Below are 21,639 nucleotides of genomic sequence, written 5' to 3' on the forward strand. Positions count from 1 at the left end.
ACCGTGTATCCTGCCCAACAGGGTCTCCGTACGAACGATGAAACGTGTATTGACTGCAGTTGTGCTTGTTCCCCTTGTTTTGTTGCTGGTCTTCAAAGGGCCATTCTGGCTGATTACGCTGGCCGCAGCTGCCGTCGCAGGCCTCGCTGCGTGGGAATATCTGGTGATCGCCGATGCAACCGGGGCAAAGACGCCGCGCATTGCCGTCATCGTTGGCATCGCTGCGCTCTTCGCCTGCGTCTTCTTTCGTCCGGAATACACCGCTCCATTGCTCGGATGCCTGAGCTTCGTGCTCTTCATTCTTTGCGCATTTCGATCTCCGCTGCCCCGCGTGTTGCCCGACACAGCCTATTCCGTCTTCGGGCTGCTGTACATTGGCCTGTCGCTGACGTCGATTCCGCTTCTCAGCGCGCAGGAAAACGGATCATCGTTGCTCGTCTTTCTCTTTTTCACGGTGTGGACAGGCGATGTAGTCGCGCTTTACGTGGGCCGAGCCTTTGGGAAACGTAAACTCGCCCCATCGATCAGCCCGAACAAAACGTGGGAAGGCAGCGCAGGCTCCGTATTGGGCAGTCTGCTGATCACCCTTGTGCTGATCTTCCTCGGACAGATACTCGCGAAACATGGCTTCGACTGGATCGCTTATCCCGGCTCGATCTTCCGGTGGCTCGGCTTGGCAGTACTGTTAAACATCGCCGCGCAGGTAGGCGACCTCATTGAATCAGCCATCAAACGCGGCGCAGGCGTAAAAGATTCCGGCACCCTGCTGCCCGGACACGGCGGCGTGCTCGACCGGATCGACGCATTGCTGCTGGCTGCTCCAGTATTGTGGTGGGCGCAACTGGCGCAGCAGTGGTTTTAGAATCGAAGCGTAGCCGGGAGAGCGCATGAAAAAGCTTCTATTGCTTCTCGTCCTGATCGGCACCACCACCGCGCATGCCCAGGACGACGGCCTGTGGGAAGGCTATGACGGTGAGTGGACCCATGTCTCCAATCAACTGATCTCGCTGGCCGAGGCCATTCCCTCCGACAAGTATACCTGGCGGCCTGCACCGGGCGTTCGCTCCGTAAGCGAAGTCTATATGCACATCGCGATTGCGAATTTTTATCTGCTGAGCGTGACTGGCCCCAGGATGCCGCCCGATCTCACCTCTGACGACTTGGAAAAGACAGTAACTGCAAAGGCCGATGTCATCCATTGGCTGAAGCGCTCGTTAGACGCAGTGAAAACCGCACGCGCACAGCTGAAACCCGGCGACCTTCAGCGCAAGGTCGAAATCGAGGGCAAGCACGTGACGGTCGACGGAATGTACCTCCGCATCATCGTCCACGATAATGAACATATGGGGCAGCTTGTGGCTTACGCTCGCATGAATGGCATCGTGCCGCCGTGGTCGCAGCCTGCTAAAAAATAATAGGAGTGAGATTCACACCTTGAAACAGATCGCCATTCTCGGCTCAACCGGCTCCATTGGGCAGAGCACCCTCAGCATCATCGAAAGCTTTCCGGACCGTTTCGCCGTGTCGTCGCTGGCTGCCGGACAAAACCTCGACGCGGCATTTGAGCAGTCTGTCCGCTGGCATCCCCGTGTTGTTTCCGTCGCCACCGAAGAATCAGCCGCAACGCTGGCACAGCGTCTCAAGACCGCAGGCATAAGCGACATCGAAGTCCTCTACGGAACCGAAGGCACAGTCCGCGTAGCCACGCTGCCCGAAGTAGATTTTGTAGTCTCCGCCATCGTTGGTGTCGCCGGACTTGAAGCGACCTACGCCGCTGTCGAGGCTGGCAAAGCCATCGGCTTGGCCAACAAGGAAGCGATGGTGGCCGCGGGTGAAATCCTCACCGCAGCCGCGCGCGCAAAGAATGTTCCGCTCCTCCCCATCGATTCCGAACACAACGCCGTGCATCAGTGCATGCGTGCCGGAACGAAAGAAGAAATCCGCCGCATCTGGCTGACCGCTTCCGGTGGCCCATTCCGCCAGCTGCCTCTCAGTGAATTCGAAGGCATCACCGTAGAGCAGGCGCTCAAGCACCCGACATGGGTTATGGGGCGCCGCATCACCATCGACTCGGCAACCATGCTCAACAAGGGCCTCGAAATTATTGAGGCCTGCCGCCTCTTCAATCTGCCGCCATCAGACGTCAAAGTCAGTGTGCACCCGCAATCCACTGTGCATTCGTTGGTGGAATACATCGACGGCAGCATCCTTGCGCAGATTTCCGTCACCGACATGCGCCTGCCGATTCTTTACGCGATGAGCTATCCGGAACGTGTTCAGTCCGATCTCACCTTCGACATGGCTTCTCTCGGACAGCTCAATTTCGAGCCACCCGACTTCGCCCGTTTCCCCTGCCTGCGCCTCGCCTACGAGGCCGCGGAGAAGGGAGGCGCTCATTGCATTGCACTTAACGCCGCCGACGAGGTTGCCGTCGAGGCGTTTCTGGAAAGAAAAATCTGCTTTACAGGCATAGCGCGTACAATAGAAGGAGTATTGCAGGCTACCCCCGAGACTCATCCCCGGACCATTCGTGAAGTGCTCGCGCTCGATCATCAGGCGCGCGAAATGGCAAGGGAAGTCCTGGCACGGGCTGGACATGAAGCTGTCGTCCCCCGAACCTGATGCCCGCTGATAGGTTTTTCTAAAACACACATGCCTTTTGCTCTTACCGCGATATTCTCCATGCTCGTTGTGCTCGGCATCATGGTGCTGGTGCATGAGTTCGGCCACTTTGCTGTGGCTAAGTTTTTCCGTGTGCGCGTCGAAGTCTTTTCCATCGGCTTCGGGACCCGCCTCTTCGGCTTCCGCCGCGGTGATACCGACTACCGCCTGAGCCTGCTGCCCCTGGGCGGCTACGTGAAGATGGCTGGCGAAAATCCCACCGAGGAGCGCACTGGCGATCCCGGTGAATTTGCCTCGCATCCGCGCTGGCAGCGCGTGCTCATCGGACTCGCTGGTCCGGTGGCCAATTTCATCCTCGCCTTCGCGCTCATGACCGGCTACTACATGATGCACAACGAGGTCGAGCAGTACCTCTACGGGCCCGCCGTCGTCGATCTGGTGCCGGTGAACTCCGCCGCCGCCCACGCCGGCTTGCAGTCCGGTGACCGCATCATCAAATTCGATAAGGACGTAAATCCCACCTGGGAAAAGGTCCGCATCCGCGCCGCCCTCGATGCCAATTCGAGCGTTCCATTTACCGTTGAGCGCAACACAAATAGCCAGACAACACAGGTTTCCGGCTCTCTCTTTTTAGTCGATAGCAGCAAGGGACAGGACTTCGAGATCGAGAACATCGGCCTCATCCCGCGTTATCAGAGCGGCCCGCTCAAGGTACAGGGCATCGAGCCCGGCTTCCCAGCAGACAAAGCAGGCCTGAAGTCCGGCGATCTTATCAACTCCATCAACGGACAGGCTCTCCACTCCGTGGCAGCGGTCATGGCTTTCCTGCAGCAGCAGAACGGCCAGCCCGTCACGTTGAATGTGGACCGCAACGGCCAGCCGGAGACGCTGCGCATTCAGCCCACCTGGGCCGACAACGGTGAGGGGCAAATGGGCTATCGCCTCGGCTTCAAGGCTGAGCTGCCGCCTTTCCGGGTCGAACAGCTTCCGCTCCCGCAGGCCATTCGCCGCTCCGTCGTCTTCAATCTTCACAACGCCGGCTACATCGTCGACGTGCTGCATCGCCTCTTTACCCGCCGCTCGCAGGTCCAGCAATTGATGGGACCCGTCGGCATGGCTCGTTATACCGGCGAAGCCGTCACCATGCCCGGCTGGCAGCCCATCATCACCCTGATGGCGCTCATCAGCATCAACCTCGGCATCTTCAACCTGCTGCCCATTCCCATACTCGACGGCGGCATGATCCTGCTGCTGATGATCGAGGGAACGATCCGCCGCGATCTGAACCAGCAGTTCAAGGAGCGCGTGTATCAGGTTGCATTCGTGGTGCTCGTGCTCTTCGCCGTCTTCGTGATGTTTAACGACGTCTCGAAGTTCGCCATCTTCTCGAAGCTCAAGCCGTAACGACGGTTGGATGAATCTGAGTCTTAGATTTGGTAGAAGCACCGGGCTTCAGCCCGGTGAATATCAATTTAGACAAAGGGGCTTTAGCCCCGGGTTGTAAAGCCTGCCTCGCGCAGGCTTTTTCCTCAATTACACTCAAGCTGCATGCAGTCTTCCTCCATCACCGTACGTGTCCGCTACGCTGAAACCGATCAGATGGGCGTCGTCTACCACGCCAATTACTTTGTCTGGTTTGAAATGGGCCGCGTCGAATGCCTGCGCCAGCTCGGATTCGATTACAAGCAGATGGAAATCGCCGACGACTGCCACCTGCCCGTCGTCGAAGCGACCTGCCGCTACAGAGCCCCGGCGCATTATGACGAGGTACTAACAGTCGAGACGCGCATCATCGCCTTACGCTCCAGCGTGATCCGCTTCGCCTACAACCTGTTTCATGTGCAATCTGACGTCATCCGGCTCCTCGCCGAGGCGCAGACGACGCACGTCGTCGTCGATGGCAAGATGCAGAAGCGCACCCTGCCGGAAAAGTACGCGACAGCTATCCGCGCACAGCTCAAATAAAAATTCTCGGAGAGCTTCCCGGACATTCCGCAGACAACCGTCCAGCCATTACACTGGTTCCGAACTGTTGAGGACAAATAATTCGTCCTCAAACAACCGGAGGACGAATTCCACATGCAGATTCTTTCCCGCGCCGTGCTCATCGCCGCTGCCGCTGGACTGTTGTTGACCGCAGGCTGCGAAACCGGGCGCACCAATAAAAATCACGCCGTATGGCAGCACCTTTCCGATGAGACCACGACCGGCAAGCCCGACATGGCGAAGGCCGCGCCCGCAACCGGTCAGCCTCCGGTGCCGGGCTCGCCGACAGCCGCAGGCAAGGATGGTCTGCAGCCGCTGAATGATTCAGAGGCACGCAACGGCGTGGGATCCGAAGAAGGAAAGCCCATGGCCTTCGACCGCCAGAAGAAAGATCCCTTCGAGCGGCAATGAAACAGGGCTGCCCGTATAAACGGGCAGCCCTTGTTTGTTACTTCAGCCCGGCAGGAATACGCCACCCATTTGTGTGCTCCGATTTCAATAGCAGGTAGAAGTCGTAAGTTTCATTATCGACCCCCTTGGCGTGCTCCTTCATGGCCAGTGCCGTCGCCTGGGTGGTGCTTGCCGGTACACCCTGCTGCCCCACAGCCAGCGAGAAGTCATTGAAGCAGGGTTCCCACGGTGGATTCTTAATCACCGGCAGCGTTGGCAGGGAAGTGTCCGAGCTGCTGAGATCCAATGCCAATGCCAGGTTCGCAATATCGTTTGAGGCATCGCGCGGCGTCAACGGCGCCAGCTGCCACCGCCATTCAATCAGCTTCAATATCGACGTGTGATCGAAGGTCAGCGAATTGATCCGTGGCTTGTCCGGATTCCCTTTGCTGAACGGAGACACCACCACTGTCGGCACGCGGCACCCCAACAGCGTTTTTCCATCGACAATATCCGTATCCACCGCATTCGCAGCTGCCGCGCGTGGTGGAACTACATGGTCGAAGAAGCCGCCCCATTCATCGCGATTGATCACCAGCACCGTCTTCGACCACTCCGGACTCTTCGCCAGCGCTTCTACCACCTGCCGCAGAAATATCTCGCCCTTGCGCAGGTCGGCATGTGGATGATCGTCATTTCCCGAGCCGTCGTCCAGAATCGTGAACCAGGGGTCTACAAACGAGACAGGGGGCAAATTGCCAATCGCGGCATCGAGCAGAAAATCAGCATAAAGCGCGGATATTTCGGCATATTTGAGCCCCCAGAGCGCCAAAAACGGCACATTTGAGTAGTAATATTTGCAGCTGACGCCCGCGCTTAGCAGCGAATCCCAGATCGTCGGCAGCGTCGAAAGACTCAGCGAATTATCCAGCCGGTCGGTCTGCGCGGCATGTTGAAAGACGCGATTCGGAAAAGTAGACGACATGATCGAAGGAAAATAATTGCAGAGCGTCGTATAGTTCCGCGCCAGAACACTGAAAAGCGGCAGGTCAGCTTCTTCGTAATAGCCGATAGCGAACGTGTCATTGGTGCTGGTGCGCAGCCAGCCGTCCATATTGCCGTTGTTGTACTCCGATCGCCCTCCGGCATAGGAATGGTCCGGGTCAGGGTGCGAGCAGCCCACAAAATCCGTCAGCCGGTACGTCGGGTGGGCTACGCCGCTGTTATCCAGATATTGCAGGCCCGACTGGCGGCCATTCGCATTCGGCATCCAGCCTAGCAGGTGATCGAAGCTTCGGTTTTCCATCATCACAACCACCACATGCTCAATTCCCGATTGTTCCGGGCTGGGCAATAACGGGTTGATCGTCTGTGCCTGCGGCTGGCCGGTTGGGATTGTACTGGCGAGGGCTACTCCGGATACGCTGGCTACGCTGCGCATGAAGTCTCTGCGGTTGATGCTCATTGGGGTTCTCCGTCAAGAGAAGGATTGACGTGCCCTTGAAATTCCAGTCCCGAATAATAAATCTCGCGTGAATATACCTGAAATTATGGATGAAAACGGACCACAAGTGGGTTATTACGACATAAAATCTCGTACCCGGACATGGCTGCGAATGAAGGTCACCGTCGTCTCAAGCGCCGTGCCCGGCCCAAAGATCGCCGCCACGCCATGCGATTTTAGAGAGGCTGTATCCTGCTCGGGAATCGTCCCCCCGAGCACAACCAGAATGTCATCGGCACCCCGCTCTTTGAGCAGCGCCATCACCCGCGGCACGATGGCGTTATGTGCTCCGGAAAGAATGCTCAGCCCAATGCAGTCCACATCTTCCTGAATCGCCGCATTCACGATCATCTCCGGCGTCTGCCGTAGCCCGGTATAGATGACCTCCATGCCGGCATCCCGCAGAGAGCGCGCAATCACCTTGGCGCCACGGTCATGGCCATCCAGGCCCGGCTTGGCGACGAGGACACGAATTGGAGTAGTGCGCTCTTCAGACATAAGAACCCGCAAGAATAGCACATGCCTGAGAGCTGTGTTTTAGCGTGTGAAATGACCGCGGGCTGTCATCTCTGCGCACAAAGAGAATCCTGCTTTACTTCTCCCGCGCCACCACAAAATCGGGAACCCACAGCAGCGCACGCTTGAAGTCGGAATCGGGCAGGGAAGCGATGGCATGGCGCGCGCGATCGGCATGCCGAAAAGCCGCACTCATCGCGTAATCCACTGACTGGTTCCGTGCCAGCACCGCAAGAATCTCGTCATGCGTTACCCGCTCGAAGTTCTGATCTGTAAGGACCGTCAGGATAGCCTCGCGCTCCGGCGCAGAACCATGTTCCAGCGCATGAACGACAGCAAGCGTAGCCTTGCCTTCGCGCAGATCGCTGGCCACTGGCTTGCCCAGCACTTCCTCGGTAGCCGTCAGGTCCAGCACATCGTCCACAATCTGGAAGGCCATGCCCAGCGCATGTCCGTACTCGCCCATCAGGTCTTCGGCTTCGCCGCTCACCTGCGCCAGCACCGAGCCAAGTCGCATCGTGACTTCAAAAAGGCAGGCCGTCTTGCGGTAGATCAGGTCGTAGTATTCCTGCTCCGTGACAGCACGCCCCAGCGTCTCCATCTGGAGCAGCTCGCCCTCCACCATCTGTTGCGTAAGCCCGATCAGCAGGTCAAGCACGCGGAAGTTGCGTTCTTCGAGCGCCACGCGAAAAGCCTGCATATAGAGCCAATCGCCGGCGAGCACGCACTTTGCGTTCCCCCACGTGGTGTTAGCCGAAGGCCGTCCGCGCCGCGTGTCGGCAGCGTCAATAATGTCGTCGTGAACCAGCGTGGCCGTGTGCACCATCTCAACCACCGCGCCCAGCCGCACCGCGCCATGTCCGGAGTAGCCCTGCGACTTGGCTGAAAGCAGCAGCAGCGAAGGCCGAATGCGCTTCCCGCCGCCCTCGCGCAGGTAATCGGAAATTTCCGTAATGGCTTTGACGGAGGAGACGGCATCATTGCCGAACTCACGCTCAATCGCGCGCAGATCGTCATGCAGCAGGTCGAAGACCTCTTTTGCCGTCGCTATGGTGGTTGTGCTCACTTGCTCTCCGCTTAGGCTCAAAAAACTTCTTTCTGCTCTTCGACTAATTCGACCGGTAATTCGTAAACTGCATATCGATGCCGATGTCCTTGCCCTTCAGCAGCGCGATCACCTCTTGTAGAGTATCGCGGTCCTTGCTGCTTATGCGCACTGTATCGCCCTGAATCGAGGCCTGCGCCTTCTTTTTCGAGTCCTTGATGAGCCGGACGATCTCTTTTGCCTTCTCGCTCGGAATGCCCTGCTGCAGCGTAATCTTCTGCCGCACGCTCGACCCCATCGCCTGTTCCAGCTTCTCGTAAACTAGCGCCTTGAGCGAGATGCCGCGCTTCACCAGCTTGTGCGACAGGATTTCCTTTACCGCTTCCAGCTTGTACTCATCGGCGGAGGCGAGCTGGATGGCCTCGTCATTTTCCAGTTTGATCTCGGACTTTGAGTCCTTGAGATCGAAGCGTGCGCGCACTTCCTTCACTGCCTGATCGATGGCATTGCGCACTTCCTGTATATCTACCTTGCTTACGACGTCGAAGGAGTTGTCCCCGGCCATAAAATCTCTCTCTACTTCAGATTATCAGCGCAAACGACACGCGAACCGCTACCCTCAGTGTGCCATGTTCGCTGCCATACTGAAAAACCGATAGAAGTTTTCCGTCGTATGGGAAGCTACATCATCCACAGTCAGATTACGGATTTCGGCCACTTTTGCAGCGACCTCGACCACCCAGGCCGGTTCATTGCGCTTGCCCCGGTTCGGCACCGGCGCAAGAAAAGGCGCATCAGTCTCGATCAGCATGCGGTCCAGAGGCACATTTACGGCAGCATCGCGGATCGGCTGCGCCTTGGGAAAGGTAATATTCCCCGCAAACGAGATAAGAAAGCCGCAATCCATCGCGCGTCTGGCATGATCCCATTCGCCGGTAAAGCAATGCAGAATGCCGCCCAGTCCCTTCGGCGCCCATTCCGCTTCAATCAAATCAAGGGTATCGTCCCAGGCATTGGTGCTATTGTCGGATGGCCGACAGTGAATAATGATCGGCTTCCTGTGCTCCGCCGCAATCTCCATCTGCTGGAGGAAAACAGTCTTCTGCGTCTCGCGTGGAGAGTGGTCGTAAAAGTAGTCGAGACCAATCTCGCCGCAGGCAATCACTTCCGGTTGCTGCAAAAGATCGTTGAGCTTCGCCAGCGCAGCATCGTCAGCCAGTTGCGCCTCATGAGGATGCACCCCGGCACTCACAAAGATGCGCGGCGTCTCCGGTCTGCCCGCGTACTCGCGGCTCAGATCGAGCGCCCGGTGCATCGTCTCCGGCCCATCGCCTATGCCAATCGAAAGCACCGTCCGCACACCCGCCTGCCACGCGCGCGCCAGCAATGCATCGCGGTCTTCGTCGTAACGTGCGCTGTCAAGGTGTGCATGGGAGTCGATGAGCAAAGGCGATCCTCAATGATTCAGTTCGTCGTAGTCTTTAAGCCGTCATCCTGAGTGCGATGGCTCCTCAAAATTAACGTGTCATCCTGACCCTGAACGGAGTGAAGGGGAAGGACCTGCTTCTTGCCTCGATCGGCATAAAGCCGGGTGCCCCATTCTGAGCCGCAGGCGAAGGGTGGGAGAGCATGAAATCAAGCCCCACCCGCCGTCATCCTGAGTGAAGCGCAGCGGAGTCGAGGGACCTGCGGTTTCTGGATGTTCGGGATCACCCACGCATCGTCGACCAAAAGCAGGCCGACAAACTACTTCAGCCGCGCCCCAATCTCGATATCTTCCAGAAACCCAGCCAGCACCGGCTTCCCGTCACCCAGTGAAGCAGCCACGATCATGCCATTCGATTCCAGCCCGCGCAGCTTACGCGGAGCAAGATTCGCCACAATCACAACCTTGCGTCCAATCAGCGATTCCGGCGTATAAGCCTCAGCGATCCCGGCAAGAATCTGCCGCGTCTCGTACCCAAGATCCACTTCAAGACGAAGCAGCTTGTCTGCTTTTGGGACCCGCTCGGCAACTTTAATCTGCGCCACGCGCAGCTCCACCTTGGCGAAGTCGTCGATCGTGATTTTCGCGTTTTCCTGTGAAACTGCCGCCTGTCCAGCGGCGGCTGCAATCCCGGAAGTCTCTGCCGGAGCAGGTACTGCCGTCGTTTGCGTCTCTGCCGCAGCGGGAGGTGTCTGTGATCCAGCGTGAATGTCATTCCGGATCGCATCGGTGAAAGCCGCTACCGCGCTGCTTTCGCTGGTGGATTCGGAGATGGCGACCGCCAGCCCATCCACGATGGATTCGAGCTTGGAAGTATGGTGCTCCGGAGTTGTGGGCTGCGTGGCCTCGGTTGCTTTTGCGTTTTGCTGTTCGATGTCTTGCATACGGGTAATCGCGTCCTTTTCTGCGCGGGGAAAGACAGGGCCAAGCTCGCCGAGCTTTGTGCCGGCCTTCAGGCCTCCCCATGTGAGATTCTTCAAATCTGCTTTCTTGATATCCCCAAGCCCGAGCTGCGACCACACCTTCGCAGCCGCATCCGGCATCACCGGATACACAAGCGCGGTAATAATGCGAATCGCTTCAGCCGCCGTGTAGAGCACATCGGCGCGGAAGAGCCGCATGTCGTTCTCGCTCACATCGCCGTGCGCCTTCCACGGTGCACGAGCGGTGAGAAAGCCATCGACGTTGCCGATCAGACCCCAGAGCGATTCGAGAGCCTTCGAGAAATTAAGCGCCTCAAACTCTTTTCCAAAGGTGGCAATGTAGCTCGGCGCATCCTGGCAAATGCCCACATCGCACGCCGCTGCTTCCGGAATCACGCCGTCAAAATACTTCTGAATCATCGCCAGCGTGCGGCTGGCCAGATTTCCGTAGCCGTTCGCAAGATCGCTGTTATACCGCTGCACCAGCGCGTCGAAAGAGAAGCTGCCGTCATTCCCGAAGACAATTTCGCGCAGCAGAAAATACCGCAGCGCGTCTGCCCCAAGCACTTCGAGAATCGTCTCCGCGCGCACAATGTTCCCGCGTGACTTCGACATCTTGCTTTCTTCAAAGAGCAGCCAGCCATGCGCCACGATGCTCTTCGGCAACGGCAGCCCCGCCGCCATCAGGAAAGCAGGCCAGTAAACGCAGTGAAAGCGGCTGATCTCCTTACCGATAATCTGCAGATCGGCTGGCCAGTATTTCTCAAACTTGCTGGGGTCGTTGCTGCCGTAGCCAAGCGCCGTAATGTAATTGCTCAGTGCATCCAGCCAGACATAAATGACATGCTTTTCATCACTGGGAACCGGGATGCCCCACTTGATGCTGGTGCGGCTCACAGACAAATCTTTCAGCCCGCTGCGCACAAACGAGATCACCTCGTTGCGACGCGTCTCAGGCCGAATAAACTCCGGATTCGCCTCGTAAAACTCCAGCAGCTTGCGCTCAAACGCCGATAGCTTGAAGAAATAATTCTCTTCGCTGATCGTCTCCGTGGGCCGTCCGCAATCCGGACAAGGCGCGCCCGGAGCAACATCGACATAAGCCTCGTCAAAAACGCAATACTGTCCGGTGTATGAGCCCTTATAGATGTATCCGCGCTCTTTCAGCAGCGTAAAGAATTTCTGCACCGATTCTTTATGACGCGGCTCTGTCGTGCGGATGAAGTCGTCATACGTGAGCCCCATGCAGTCCCACAGCCCGCGAAACTCCGCCGCCACGCGATCGGTAAACTCTTGCGGTTCGATGCCCGCAGCCTTCGCCGAGCGCTCGATCTTCTGTCCATGTTCATCGGTTCCGGTCAGGAACCACGTGTCAAAGCCAAGCGCGCGTTTCCGCCGCGCCACGGCATCCGCCACAATCGTGGTGTAAGCGTGACCGATATGCGGCCGCGCATTGACGTAGTAAATCGGAGTGGTCAGGTAAAACTTTTCGGGATCAGGCATGCGCGGAATTTACGGCTCTCTTCATCTTAGGGTTGCGTGGAACCAGCGTCAAACCAGCACCCCTGTTAAAATCAAGCAGTAAAATCAGGTATTTGACACAAAGAGCGCCACGGAATTTCCGCCCGCACTTTTCCGGTGAACCCACGTGTATTTAAGAGAACAGAAGAAGCTGACCGCTCGACTTCGCGCCGTTCTGCGCGACAAGTTCCAGATCGAGCTCGACACCATCGCCATCGAGCAGCCACCCGAGATCAAGTTCGGCGAATACGCCCTGCCGCTCGCCTTTGAGCTGGCCCGCAAGCTTAAAAAAGCTCCGCGCAAGATCGCCGAAGAGATTATTGCCGACCTGTCGCCTCTCGAAGGCTTCACTAGATTCGAAGTTGCCGGAGCAGGCTACATCAATGCCCGCCTCGATCGCGCCGCCGCAGCCCGCGACATAGCCGCAGGAGCCGACGTCCCCGCGCTCGAAGCCCCTGTGCACTCGCTCGTCGAGCACACCAGCATCAACCCGAATAAGGCAGCCCACGTCGGCCACCTGCGCAATGCCATCCTCGGCGACACCTTCGTCCAGCTTCTTCGCGCCGCCGGACAAAAGGTCGATGTGCAGAATTACATCGACAACACCGGCGTACAGGTAGCCGACGTCGTCGTCGGCCTCATGCACCTCGAAGGGCTCTCTCTAAAAGATGTCGAAGCCCTGATGGCCAGGCTCGCCGCCGATGGCCAGCGCATCGACTACTACTGCTGGGACCTCTACGCCCGCGTCTCGCAGTGGTACAACGCCAATGGTGATGAAGCTGTAAGCCAGGAGCGCAAAGCTTTACGGCTGCTTACGCTTCATCAGATGGAGCAAGGTGCCCTTCATTTGGCCGATGCTGGGCAAAAATCAAGGGAAACAGCACGGATTGCGGAAATCATTTCGACTGCTGTTTTAAGACGCCATTTAGAAACGATGCTGCGTCTTGGGATCGAATATGATCTCTTACCTCGAGAAAGTGAAATTCTTAGCCTGCACTTCTGGGACCTCGCTTTCGAGCAACTCAAAACCAAAGGCGTCCTCTACTTCGAAACCGAAGGCAAGAACAAAGGCTGCTGGGTCATGAAGCGCCCCGGAACCGCGCAGGCCGCACAAGGCGACGGCCCCGACGAAGACGCGAAAGTCATCGTCCGCTCCAACGGTACCGTCACCTACGTCGGCAAGGACATCGCCTACCATCTCTGGAAATTCGGCCTCCTCGGACGCGACTTCGCCTACAACAAATTCTTCGAGTACCCGAATCACACCTGCTGGATCTCCGCCGAACACGGTGAGCCCAACCACCCACACTTCGGCGGCGCGCAGGCCATCTACAACGTCATCGATTCGCGCCAGTCCGACCCTCAGGCCAACGTCATCGAAGCCCTGCGCGGCCTCGGCTACACCGATCAGGCCTCGCACTACACGCATTTTTCTTATGAGATGGTCGCGCTCACACCGCGCTGCGCCGAAGAACTCGGCTACACCATCGCCGAAGAAGACCGTAGCCGCCCCTACATCGAAGTCTCAGGCCGCAAAGGCTTCGGCGTAAAAGCCGACGACCTCATCGACAAGCTCATCGTCGCAACCCAGTCCGAAGTCGACAGCCGCCACCCCGAGCAGAGCGAAGCCGAGCGCACCCAGATCGCAACCGAAATTGCCGTCGGCGCGCTGCGCTACTTCATGCTCAAGTACACGCGCAACACCGTCATCGCCTTCGACTTCAAAGACGCTCTCAGCTTCGAAGGCGAAACCGGCCCCTATATGCAGTACGCCGTCGTGCGCACCCGCAGCATCTTCCGCAAAGCCGGAATCACCGCCGAGCAAGCCCTCGCCGATTTCGCCAGCGTCGACGCCTCGCCCTATCTCGCCGGCGAAGAAGGCGACGGCATCTGGCAAGTCTGGCTCCGCGCCGCAAAAACCACCCTGCTGCTCGACCAGTGCATCGCCACCGCCGAGCCCGCATACCTGGCCAAACACGCCTTCCAGCTCGCGCAGGAGTTCAGCAACTTCTACCGCAAGCACCACATTTTGACCGAGGCCAATCCCGAGCGGAAGAAATTCCTGCTCGCCACCGCCGCCATCACCCAGCGCGAGCTCATCCGCTCCCTGGCATGGCTAGGCATCAGCGCCCCGGAAGTCATGTAAGAGGAAACAAGGCCGTCATTCTGACCCTGAACAAAGTGAAGGGGAAGAATCCATGAGCTACTTTGAGAGCTGAGACAGCCGTCAGTTGCGCATGGATTCTTTAACCAGGGTGCCCCATTCTGAGCGAAGCGAAGGGTGGGGAGGGAAATATCTACTGCACGTCTCCACCCTTCAACCTGGGTGCCCCATCCTTTCGCGCCTTTTGCGAAAGGGTGGGAAAGCATCTACTGCAACGGCTGACCATCCGCAGTCATAAGCTGCAACTGCTGCTGGTCATACTGCTTCACCCCATCCGGCAGCGGAGCATAATTCAAGCTCCCAGCCGTGGCCTGCCCATCCGTAATGATGTACTGCGCAAAGCCCTTCAGCGCAGCCCGCTTATCCTTACCCGGACCATCCTTCGGAATAATCAGGAACGTCAGCCCCGAAATCGGATAAGCGTCCTTCGCTGAAGCTGGCGGGTTCACAATCGGAGTCCGCGGGTCTTGCGCCAACTGGCTGCTGAAAGCATTGATTGCTGCCGTCGTGGCGTCTGCCGTAGCAGAAACATACTCGCCAGCCTGGTTTTTTACCTTCGCCACCGGCAGTTGATTCTGCTGCGCGTAGGTCAGCTCCACATAGCCAATTGCTCCCGGAGACTGCCGAATATTTCCCGTGACACCCTCGCTGCCCTTGCCGCCCAGTCCAACCGGCCAGTTTACCGAATTGCCCTTGCCCACCTTCGACTGCCACTCCGGGCTCACAGCAGCCAGATAAGTAGTGAAAATGTTGGTCGTGCCGCTGCCCTCCGCGCGGTGAGCTACCACGATATTCACCTTCGGCAGTGTCACTCCAGGGTTGTCCTTCGCAATCAACGGATCCTGCCAGCTCTTGATCGTGCCCAGAAAGATGCCTGCCAGCGCTTCAGGTGAAAGCTGCAGCGGGTCTTTCAAATCCGGCAGGTTATAAGTCAGACAGACAGGACCGGCGGACTCGGGAAACTGGATCACCGGTTTCATCGCAGCCAGCTGTTGATCGTTCAGCGCAGCATCGGAGGCGCCAAAATCCACCGTGCCCGCCTTCACCTGCTGAATGCCCCCACCCGAGCCTATGGACTGGTAATTGATCTGCACATTGGTGTGAACCTTTGAATAATCCGACGTCCAGCGCGTCATCACAGGATTGACAAAGGTGCTCCCGGCGCCCGAGAGCTGAATGTTTTCCGGACCGCTAGGTTTGCAGCCGGTAAAAGCAACCACGGCGAGCGTAGCGGCAGCCGCCGCAAATTTCTGGGTCATTGTAAAAGTAGAACCTTGCACGCGAAATCCTCCTCCTACAGTACATACCCGTCAGTTGTTGCCGAGACATCCCCGGATGCCTCCCCATCATATTTTCAAGAAATATTCACATTCACTTTGGCCCATTTCCCTGCCGCGAGCTGGCAACGCTTCCGCCGCCATCTCCTTCCTACTTACCAGAGCACGTAAAACTTCTCATGGTATGCCAAAAAAGAAGTGGAGGTAGTCGGCATGCAGCAAACCCTGAAAGGTAAGAGAGTCGCAATTCTGGCCACAGATGGCTTTGAACAGGTTGAGCTTACCGAACCCAAGAAGGCAGTCGAACAAGCTGGTGCGACGACAGATGTCATCTCGCCCAAGTCCGGAGAAATCCGCGGATGGAAGTTCAAAGATTGGGGCGACTCGGTAAAGGTCGACAAAACGCTCGAAAACGCCAAACCGGCAGATTACGACTTGCTGCTGCTCCCGGGCGGCGTCGCCAATCCAGACAATCTGCGAATGGACGAGAAAGCCGTCAATTTTGTGAAGCAGTTCGCCCAAGCCGGCAAGCCGATAGCAGCCATCTGTCACGGGCCGTGGACTTTAATCGAAGCAGGAGTGGTCAAAGGACGCACGCTCACCTCATGGCCGTCCCTCAAGACCGACTTGAAGAACGCCGGAGCCAATTGGGTCGATAAAGAAGTGGTTGTGGATGGCAACTTCATCACCAGCAGGAAGCCGGACGATCTCCCCGCCTTCAATAAAAAGGTGATCGAGGAAATTGCCGATGGCAAACACCTGAAGGCCGCCTCTTAGAAATAATTGGGTATACGGTTGAGGGCTGCGCTCATGCGCAGCCCTCAGTTTTTACGATGAAGAAGAAACCCGGGTGCCCCATCCTTTCGCGCATTTTGCGAAAGGGTGGGATCCGAAAAAACAGCCGGACGATCTGTTTCGTGAACTAGAGAAAAACCAGGGATAAACTACTTTCCGTAACTCCTCACCCACTCCACAATACTTCTTACCCCAACCCCGGTCGGACCCTTGGCCGTCCAGGCTTTCGCATCATCCAGCCAGGCCATGCTGGCAATATCAAGGTGAATCCACGGAGTATCCTCCGCAAACTCTTTCAGAAACATAGCCGCCGTAATAGCCCCGCCATAACGTCCGCCCGTATTCTTAATATCGGCAATATCCGAGCGAATCTGTTCGCGATACTCCTCATCGAGCGGTAGCCGCCAGAACCGCTCCCCGGATTTCGCCAGCGCGCCGGCAAAGTGCTCGTAAGTATCCTCATCGTTTGAGAAGACCCCGGCATTGATCTGCCCCAGAGCCACAGCCACGGCACCCGTGAGCGTGGCCGCATCGATCAGGTGGGTCGCCCCCAGCTGACGCGCATAAGCCAGCCCATCCGCCAGCACCAGCCGCCCTTCCGCATCCGTATTGATGATCTCAATGCTCTTGCCCGACATGGCAATTTCCACATCGCCCGGCTTGAAAGCCTTGCCCGAAGGCATGTTCTCTGCAGCCGTAACAATCGAGATCACTTTCACCGCAGGCTTCAGTTGAGCGATGGCGCGCATCGCTCCGATCATGGCCGCACCCCCGGCCATGTCGTACTTCATCTTCTCCATGTTGTCCGAGGGCTTGATCGAAATGCCGCCCGTATCGAACGTGATGCCCTTGCCCACCAAACCCAGTACCGGCCCGTCCGCTGGCGCATTTTCCGGCGTGTACTCCATCACAATCAGAGCAGGCGGCTCATCCGAGCCCTGAGTGACGCTCCAGAAGGCTCCCATTTTCAGCTCATGCAGCTTTTCCGCGCCAAAAACCTCGCATTTCAGGCCGAATTCCTGCGCCATTTCCGCAGCTTTTTGCCCCAGAATCGTCGGCGTCATGCGGTTTCCCGGCTCGTTCACCAGCGTGCGGGTAAAGTTCTGCGATTCGCCGATGATCCGGCCTTCCTCAAAGCCGCTTTCAGCAGCTTTCTTATCGATGCCCTCCGCAGCCACAATCGCCAGAGACTGGATGCTCTGGTCCTTGCGATCGCTGCGGTAGGTATCCGGATCGAAATCGGCGATCAATGCGCCTTCTACCGCGGCGCGAGCGACTGCAGCGGCGTCAAAGGTATTCGGAAGCACGATGGCAAGCTCACGCAGCTTGCGCGGCTTAGCCAAACGGACGGCGGTTCCAGCCGCCTTGCGCACATCATGCGCCGCAGCTTTCGCCTGCTTGTCCAGCCCAACCACCAGCAGGCGCTTCGCCTTCAGCCCCGCCGGAGCATGCAGCAGAACGGTTTCATTGCTTCCGCTCGCAAATTCACCCGTGGTGAGAACGCCGGAAGCTGCCTTCTGCAACGCCTCCTCGCCCGTCAGGAGCGAGATTTCGGGTTTGCTGTCTTTGCCTGTGGCTGCATCGGTCGAAAAAACGACAAGAAGTTCGGTCTCAATAGCGGCGGCATCGCCGGTCTGGAAGGTGGTCTTCATGCCTCCAGTGTAAGGCTTCAGATTCAGATCCGGCATCGAGAGCCGGGAAGTCGCAGACTGAAATCGCACCTCGTCAACCACCAAAGAGCGTCATTCTGAGGAGCGTAGCGACGAAGAATCCAGAGAATACCTCGATAGCGAAGAAGTAGAACCCTTTCAACCAGCTTTCAACAAAGAACAAGCCACGCCCCCATCCCTCCAAAGAGCGTCATTCTGAGGAGCACAGCGACGAAGAATCCAGAGGATGTCTCGATAGCGAAAACGCAGGACCCTTTCAGCCAGCCTCCAAAAATAAGCCCCGCAACCGTGTCAAGCAATTTCTACCATCATCTTCCACAACTCCTTGAAAATGCAATAAATTCGTCGCAACGACAATTGGCATAGAATTATGCCCTAAAACGCTACACTGGAAATAGCGAACCAGAAACGGAGCCAATTCAGACCCCCTGCTAAGTGATTGAAAACAATAGAAGCAAGTTAACCTATTTAGAATCATGGGTTTGTCGGGGGGTCATCCCCCGCTAAGTGATTGAAAAATATAGAGCCGGAAGAAAAAAGGAGGGGGGAGGGGGTAGCTGACCCCCGTCCCTTCAGAACAGCAACTTCAGCCCAAACTGAATCTGCCGGGAAGTTGTAGCGGTCGTCGTAATGACCCCCGCCGTAGGCGAAGGCGTGGACGAAGCCGACGAATAAACCACCGTATTCGGCGTCCCGAAGTTGGTGTGGTTGAGGATATTGAAGAACTCGCTGCGGAATTGCAGGTTTACCTTTTCCGAGATAGCCGTGTTCTTGCGCAGCGAAAGATCGAGCTCGGAAACCCCAGGTCCGGTCAGCGTATTGCGTCCAAGATTCCCATAAGTGCCGGAAACTGGCACGATAAACGCCTCAGGATTGAAATATTGTGAAGCTCCGCCTTCGACAATCTTTCCGCGAAAATCGGGATTAACCGAAGGACGGACCGGATTGCGGCTGTCGCCGTTATTCGACGGATTAAAGCCAAGCTGCGGCGTAAATGGCAGGCCCGTTTGCAGATTGACGATAGCGCTGGTGCTCCAGCCACTTACGGCCCGTTCTCCGAAGTTCGATAATCCGGCAAGCCATGGCTTTCCGTGTCCGAAAGGCAGGTCATACGTGCCGTTAAGCACAGCCAAATGGCGCACATCGGTATTCGCCGGACCGTAATCAAGACCCGGTTCCGCCGGATACATCACGAATCCGGGCGCATTCGCCCCCACACTGCTGTTCCAGGCTGTACCGTTATCGAGATTTTTCGAGAAGGTATAAACGCCGCGAAGCTGCAGCCCATTGTTAAAGCGCCGGTTCACATCGACAATCAGCCCGTTGTAAGAGCTCACGCCTTCTGAGATCCAGGTCGTACTGTTGGCCAGCGCGGGATTGGCAAGCGGTGCTCCGCTGGGATAGTAGACCGTCCCGGCAGCCAGACCGACTGGGCACGGCGAAGCCGGGCAGATCGTAGGAATCGGCTCGTTCACGTCCTCGGATAGCATCTGGTGATAGCCATGCGAACCGAGATAACCGAGCGTAAGGGAGATGCCGGGTGCAATCTGCTGCTCCACATTCAGCGACCAGCTCAGCAGCGTCGGTGTATCCGCATTCGGCTGAATGCCGCTGGGCGAAACCTTGCTGTTAGCCGGAGCAGGCTCGCCGGGAACAAAGTTGAGCGACGACACGGCAACGTTCTTGATGCTCTGCGTCGTATTGAAAGGAGCATTCTGGTCGAGCCGGTAGTCGAGGCTGTCGAGCAGCGCGCGATAAACGCCGAAGCCCGCATGAACCACCGTGCCGCCCTTCTGCGAAGGCGTCCACGCGACACCAATTCGTGGCTCCGGCATGAACTTCGCGCGGTTGTCCGCGAAGGCGGACGAGCCGACATGCGGCTGCGTCTCCAGCACGCCGTTGTCGTCGAAGACATAGTTGGAAGCGCGTCCCTGGGCTTCGTTCCAGCCGTCTGTCGATTCGAAGCGGAAGCCAAGCCGCAGCTCGAGATTTGACCGCAGCCGCAACGTGTCCTGCACGAAGCCCGCAGCTTCGAGCGATCGCCAGCCGAGTTCCGTAGGCGAGGGAATGACAGTAAAGGTGGAGACAGAGCCCTTCAGAAATGCGCTCAGGCTGCCAAAAGAAGCCTGGCCATACTGATACTGCGCGAGATTGCTGTTCGACTGAAGCCGCTGCAACCAGACCCCAGCTTCCAGCTGGTTCCGACCATGCGAAATATACACATGGTCGTCCCACGTGAACAGGTTGCGAACCGCGCGAAGGTTGCTGCCCGCATTGGTGCCGCCGAGACTGATCTGCGAAGCACCGTTCAACGCCGTACCGCCGCCGATGACGACGGCGCCGATCTGTTTCCCCGCAACCCAGCCGGGAAGATCGACCGGCGTCTCGCCGGTAAAGAAATACCCGCCGCGAGAAAAGCCGAAGCGGAAGGTATTCAGAATGTTCGAGGTGAAGATGTGCTGCTCCTGTGCGCTCAGCACCTGCTCGCGCAGGCTCGTGTCCACCGAGCTGAGTGGATTGATGGTAGGAGTGTTTGCCGCGCTGTCGTCAATCGTGTAAACCGCAAATGCAGAATCCTTCGCGGAGATATTGTCATCGAGCCGCGTCGTGCCAAAGTCCTCGCGGATGCGTTGCAGCGGATGATTGAATGCTTCAGCGATGCCGCCGCCAAGCTCCGGCCCATTCTGGACCGGCCATAGCTCCAGTAGAGGCTGCACACTGGGTACGGCCTGCGCGCGAGACGCGTTGTCCGGAACCAGCGTCACGTTCGACAAGCCAAGATTTTGCCGGAAGCCTTCGTAGTTGCCGAACAACAGCAGTTTATTTTTCACCAGCGGTCCGCCAAGCGAACCGCCAAACTGGTTGCGCTGAAAGATGGGAATATCGCTCTGGTCGAAGTAGTTACGCGCATCAAGAGCGCTGTTGCGCAGAAACTCAAAGGCGCTGCCGTGCAGCTTGTTTGTGCCCGACGCAGTCACGATGCTAACCTGCGCGCCGGTTCTCTTGCCATACTCCGCGCCGTAAGCGTCGGAGACGACGTTGAACTCGCGCACCGCATCGACACCCAGCAGCTGTCCGCTCACACCGCCGGGAGTGACGTTGATCTCCGAAGCCCCGGTATACTCAATACCGTTCAGCAGGAAGATATTGTCCTGCGGACGGTGACCGGCAACAGCAAACATATTGCCCGGCGAAGAATTGGTCGTTCCAACCGCGCCGGAACGCTGGCCGGTGTAATTCACTACAGCGGGATTGAGAGTAATCAGCTCATCGAAGCTGCGGCCATTGAGGGGAAGCTCCTTCACCTGGCGCTCGCTTACGAGACCGGAAATCTGCTGTGTCGTGGGATTCAGCGTCTGCGGCGCATCAGTAACAGCCACATCCTCATGCACTGAGCCCACTGCCAGCGAGAGATCAACCACAGCGCTCTGGCCAATCACCAGGCTGATGCCGCTGCGCGATTGTGTGCTGAAGCCGTCTTTCTGCGCTATGACTTCATAGTTGCCGACGGGAACGGATGGCGCTGCATAGTGCCCTGAAGCATCGCTCGCGACCCGGCGTTCCGCGCCTGTTTCGAGATTTCGTACTGTGATCGTCGCTTGCGGAATGCTGGCGCCCGAAGCATCGCGGACTGTGCCGATAATGGAGGCCCCAACAATCTGCGCTCGAGCGTTGACGGTGAATACCGCAGCAAGCGCTGATAAAAGAATTACAAGTACGCGTGTATGTCCGCGCTCCAT

Annotated in this window: 17 protein-coding genes; 8 read left to right on the forward strand and 9 right to left on the reverse strand. The window is 57.5% G+C overall.

Features of this window, described 5'->3' with window-relative positions:
- Positions 1-37 precede the first annotated feature (37 nt).
- The 6 genes from GSQ86_RS16590 (at position 38) to GSQ86_RS16615 (ending at position 5,019) form a co-directional block, all read left to right on the forward strand.
- On the forward strand, positions 38-862 hold the full coding sequence (locus GSQ86_RS16590; protein WP_158751042.1) for a CDP-archaeol synthase: 825 nt from the start codon (positions 38-40) through the stop codon (positions 860-862).
- A gap of 25 nt (positions 863-887) precedes the next feature.
- The gene (locus GSQ86_RS16595) at positions 888-1,415 is read left to right on the forward strand and encodes a DinB family protein (protein WP_158751043.1); all 528 of its coding nucleotides are present in this window, start codon (positions 888-890) and stop codon (positions 1,413-1,415) included.
- A gap of 19 nt (positions 1,416-1,434) precedes the next feature.
- A complete protein-coding gene (locus GSQ86_RS16600; protein ID WP_158751044.1) occupies positions 1,435-2,622 on the forward strand; it encodes a 1-deoxy-D-xylulose-5-phosphate reductoisomerase in 1,188 nt (395 codons plus the stop codon).
- Between the two features lie 30 nt (positions 2,623-2,652).
- Positions 2,653-4,026, forward strand: coding sequence for an RIP metalloprotease RseP (gene rseP, locus GSQ86_RS16605; protein ID WP_158751045.1), 1,374 nt, complete (start codon positions 2,653-2,655; stop codon positions 4,024-4,026).
- 144 nt (positions 4,027-4,170) lie between these two features.
- Entirely contained in the window at positions 4,171-4,587 is a 417-nt protein-coding gene (locus GSQ86_RS16610; protein WP_158751046.1) for a thioesterase family protein, read from the forward strand.
- Positions 4,588-4,701: 114 nt separating this feature from the next.
- On the forward strand, positions 4,702-5,019 hold the full coding sequence (locus GSQ86_RS16615) for a hypothetical protein (protein WP_158751047.1): 318 nt from the start codon (positions 4,702-4,704) through the stop codon (positions 5,017-5,019).
- A gap of 37 nt (positions 5,020-5,056) precedes the next feature.
- Here GSQ86_RS16615 and GSQ86_RS16620 read toward each other — a convergent pair whose 3' ends face one another.
- The 6 genes from GSQ86_RS16620 to metG form a co-directional block, all read right to left on the reverse strand.
- Complete coding sequence (locus GSQ86_RS16620) at positions 5,057-6,463, reverse strand: alkaline phosphatase family protein (RefSeq protein ID WP_158751048.1); 1,407 nt, start codon at positions 6,461-6,463, stop codon at positions 5,057-5,059.
- Positions 6,464-6,577: 114 nt separating this feature from the next.
- Positions 6,578-7,000 carry a cobalamin B12-binding domain-containing protein gene (locus GSQ86_RS16625; protein ID WP_158751049.1) on the reverse strand — a complete coding sequence of 141 codons (423 nt, stop codon included), beginning with the start codon at positions 6,998-7,000 and terminating at the stop codon, positions 6,578-6,580.
- Between the two features lie 94 nt (positions 7,001-7,094).
- On the reverse strand, positions 7,095-8,084 hold the full coding sequence (locus GSQ86_RS16630) for a polyprenyl synthetase family protein (RefSeq protein WP_158751050.1): 990 nt from the start codon (positions 8,082-8,084) through the stop codon (positions 7,095-7,097).
- Between the two features lie 43 nt (positions 8,085-8,127).
- Positions 8,128-8,628 carry a YajQ family cyclic di-GMP-binding protein gene (locus GSQ86_RS16635; protein WP_158751051.1) on the reverse strand — a complete coding sequence of 167 codons (501 nt, stop codon included), beginning with the start codon at positions 8,626-8,628 and terminating at the stop codon, positions 8,128-8,130.
- A 54-nt stretch (positions 8,629-8,682) separates the two neighbouring features.
- Positions 8,683-9,510: a TatD family hydrolase gene (locus GSQ86_RS16640; protein WP_158751052.1), complete on the reverse strand. Its 828-nt coding sequence runs from the start codon at positions 9,508-9,510 to the stop codon at positions 8,683-8,685.
- Between the two features lie 299 nt (positions 9,511-9,809).
- Entirely contained in the window at positions 9,810-11,975 is a 2,166-nt protein-coding gene (gene metG / locus GSQ86_RS16645; RefSeq protein ID WP_158751053.1) for a methionine--tRNA ligase, read from the reverse strand.
- A 145-nt stretch (positions 11,976-12,120) separates the two neighbouring features.
- Here metG and GSQ86_RS16650 point away from each other — a divergent pair, with 145 nt between their 5' ends.
- Positions 12,121-14,139 (forward strand): arginine--tRNA ligase, encoded by a 2,019-nt coding sequence (locus GSQ86_RS16650; RefSeq protein ID WP_158751054.1) that lies wholly within the window; start codon positions 12,121-12,123, stop codon positions 14,137-14,139.
- A gap of 224 nt (positions 14,140-14,363) precedes the next feature.
- Here the strand turns inward: GSQ86_RS16650 and pstS are convergent, their stop codons facing one another.
- Positions 14,364-15,437 carry a phosphate ABC transporter substrate-binding protein PstS gene (gene pstS, locus GSQ86_RS16655; RefSeq protein WP_158751055.1) on the reverse strand — a complete coding sequence of 358 codons (1,074 nt, stop codon included), beginning with the start codon at positions 15,435-15,437 and terminating at the stop codon, positions 14,364-14,366.
- Positions 15,438-15,647: 210 nt separating this feature from the next.
- Here pstS and GSQ86_RS16660 point away from each other — a divergent pair, with 210 nt between their 5' ends.
- Positions 15,648-16,211, forward strand: coding sequence for a type 1 glutamine amidotransferase domain-containing protein (locus GSQ86_RS16660; protein ID WP_158751056.1), 564 nt, complete (start codon positions 15,648-15,650; stop codon positions 16,209-16,211).
- Between the two features lie 167 nt (positions 16,212-16,378).
- Here the strand turns inward: GSQ86_RS16660 and GSQ86_RS16665 are convergent, their stop codons facing one another.
- Positions 16,379-17,881, reverse strand: coding sequence for a leucyl aminopeptidase (locus tag GSQ86_RS16665; protein ID WP_158751057.1), 1,503 nt, complete (start codon positions 17,879-17,881; stop codon positions 16,379-16,381).
- 590 nt (positions 17,882-18,471) lie between these two features.
- The gene (locus GSQ86_RS16670; protein WP_158751058.1) at positions 18,472-21,639 is read right to left on the reverse strand and encodes a carboxypeptidase-like regulatory domain-containing protein; all 3,168 of its coding nucleotides are present in this window, start codon (positions 21,637-21,639) and stop codon (positions 18,472-18,474) included.

It is taken from the genome of Acidobacterium sp. S8 (genome assembly GCF_009765985.1).
Classification (GTDB): domain Bacteria; phylum Acidobacteriota; class Terriglobia; order Terriglobales; family Acidobacteriaceae; genus Alloacidobacterium.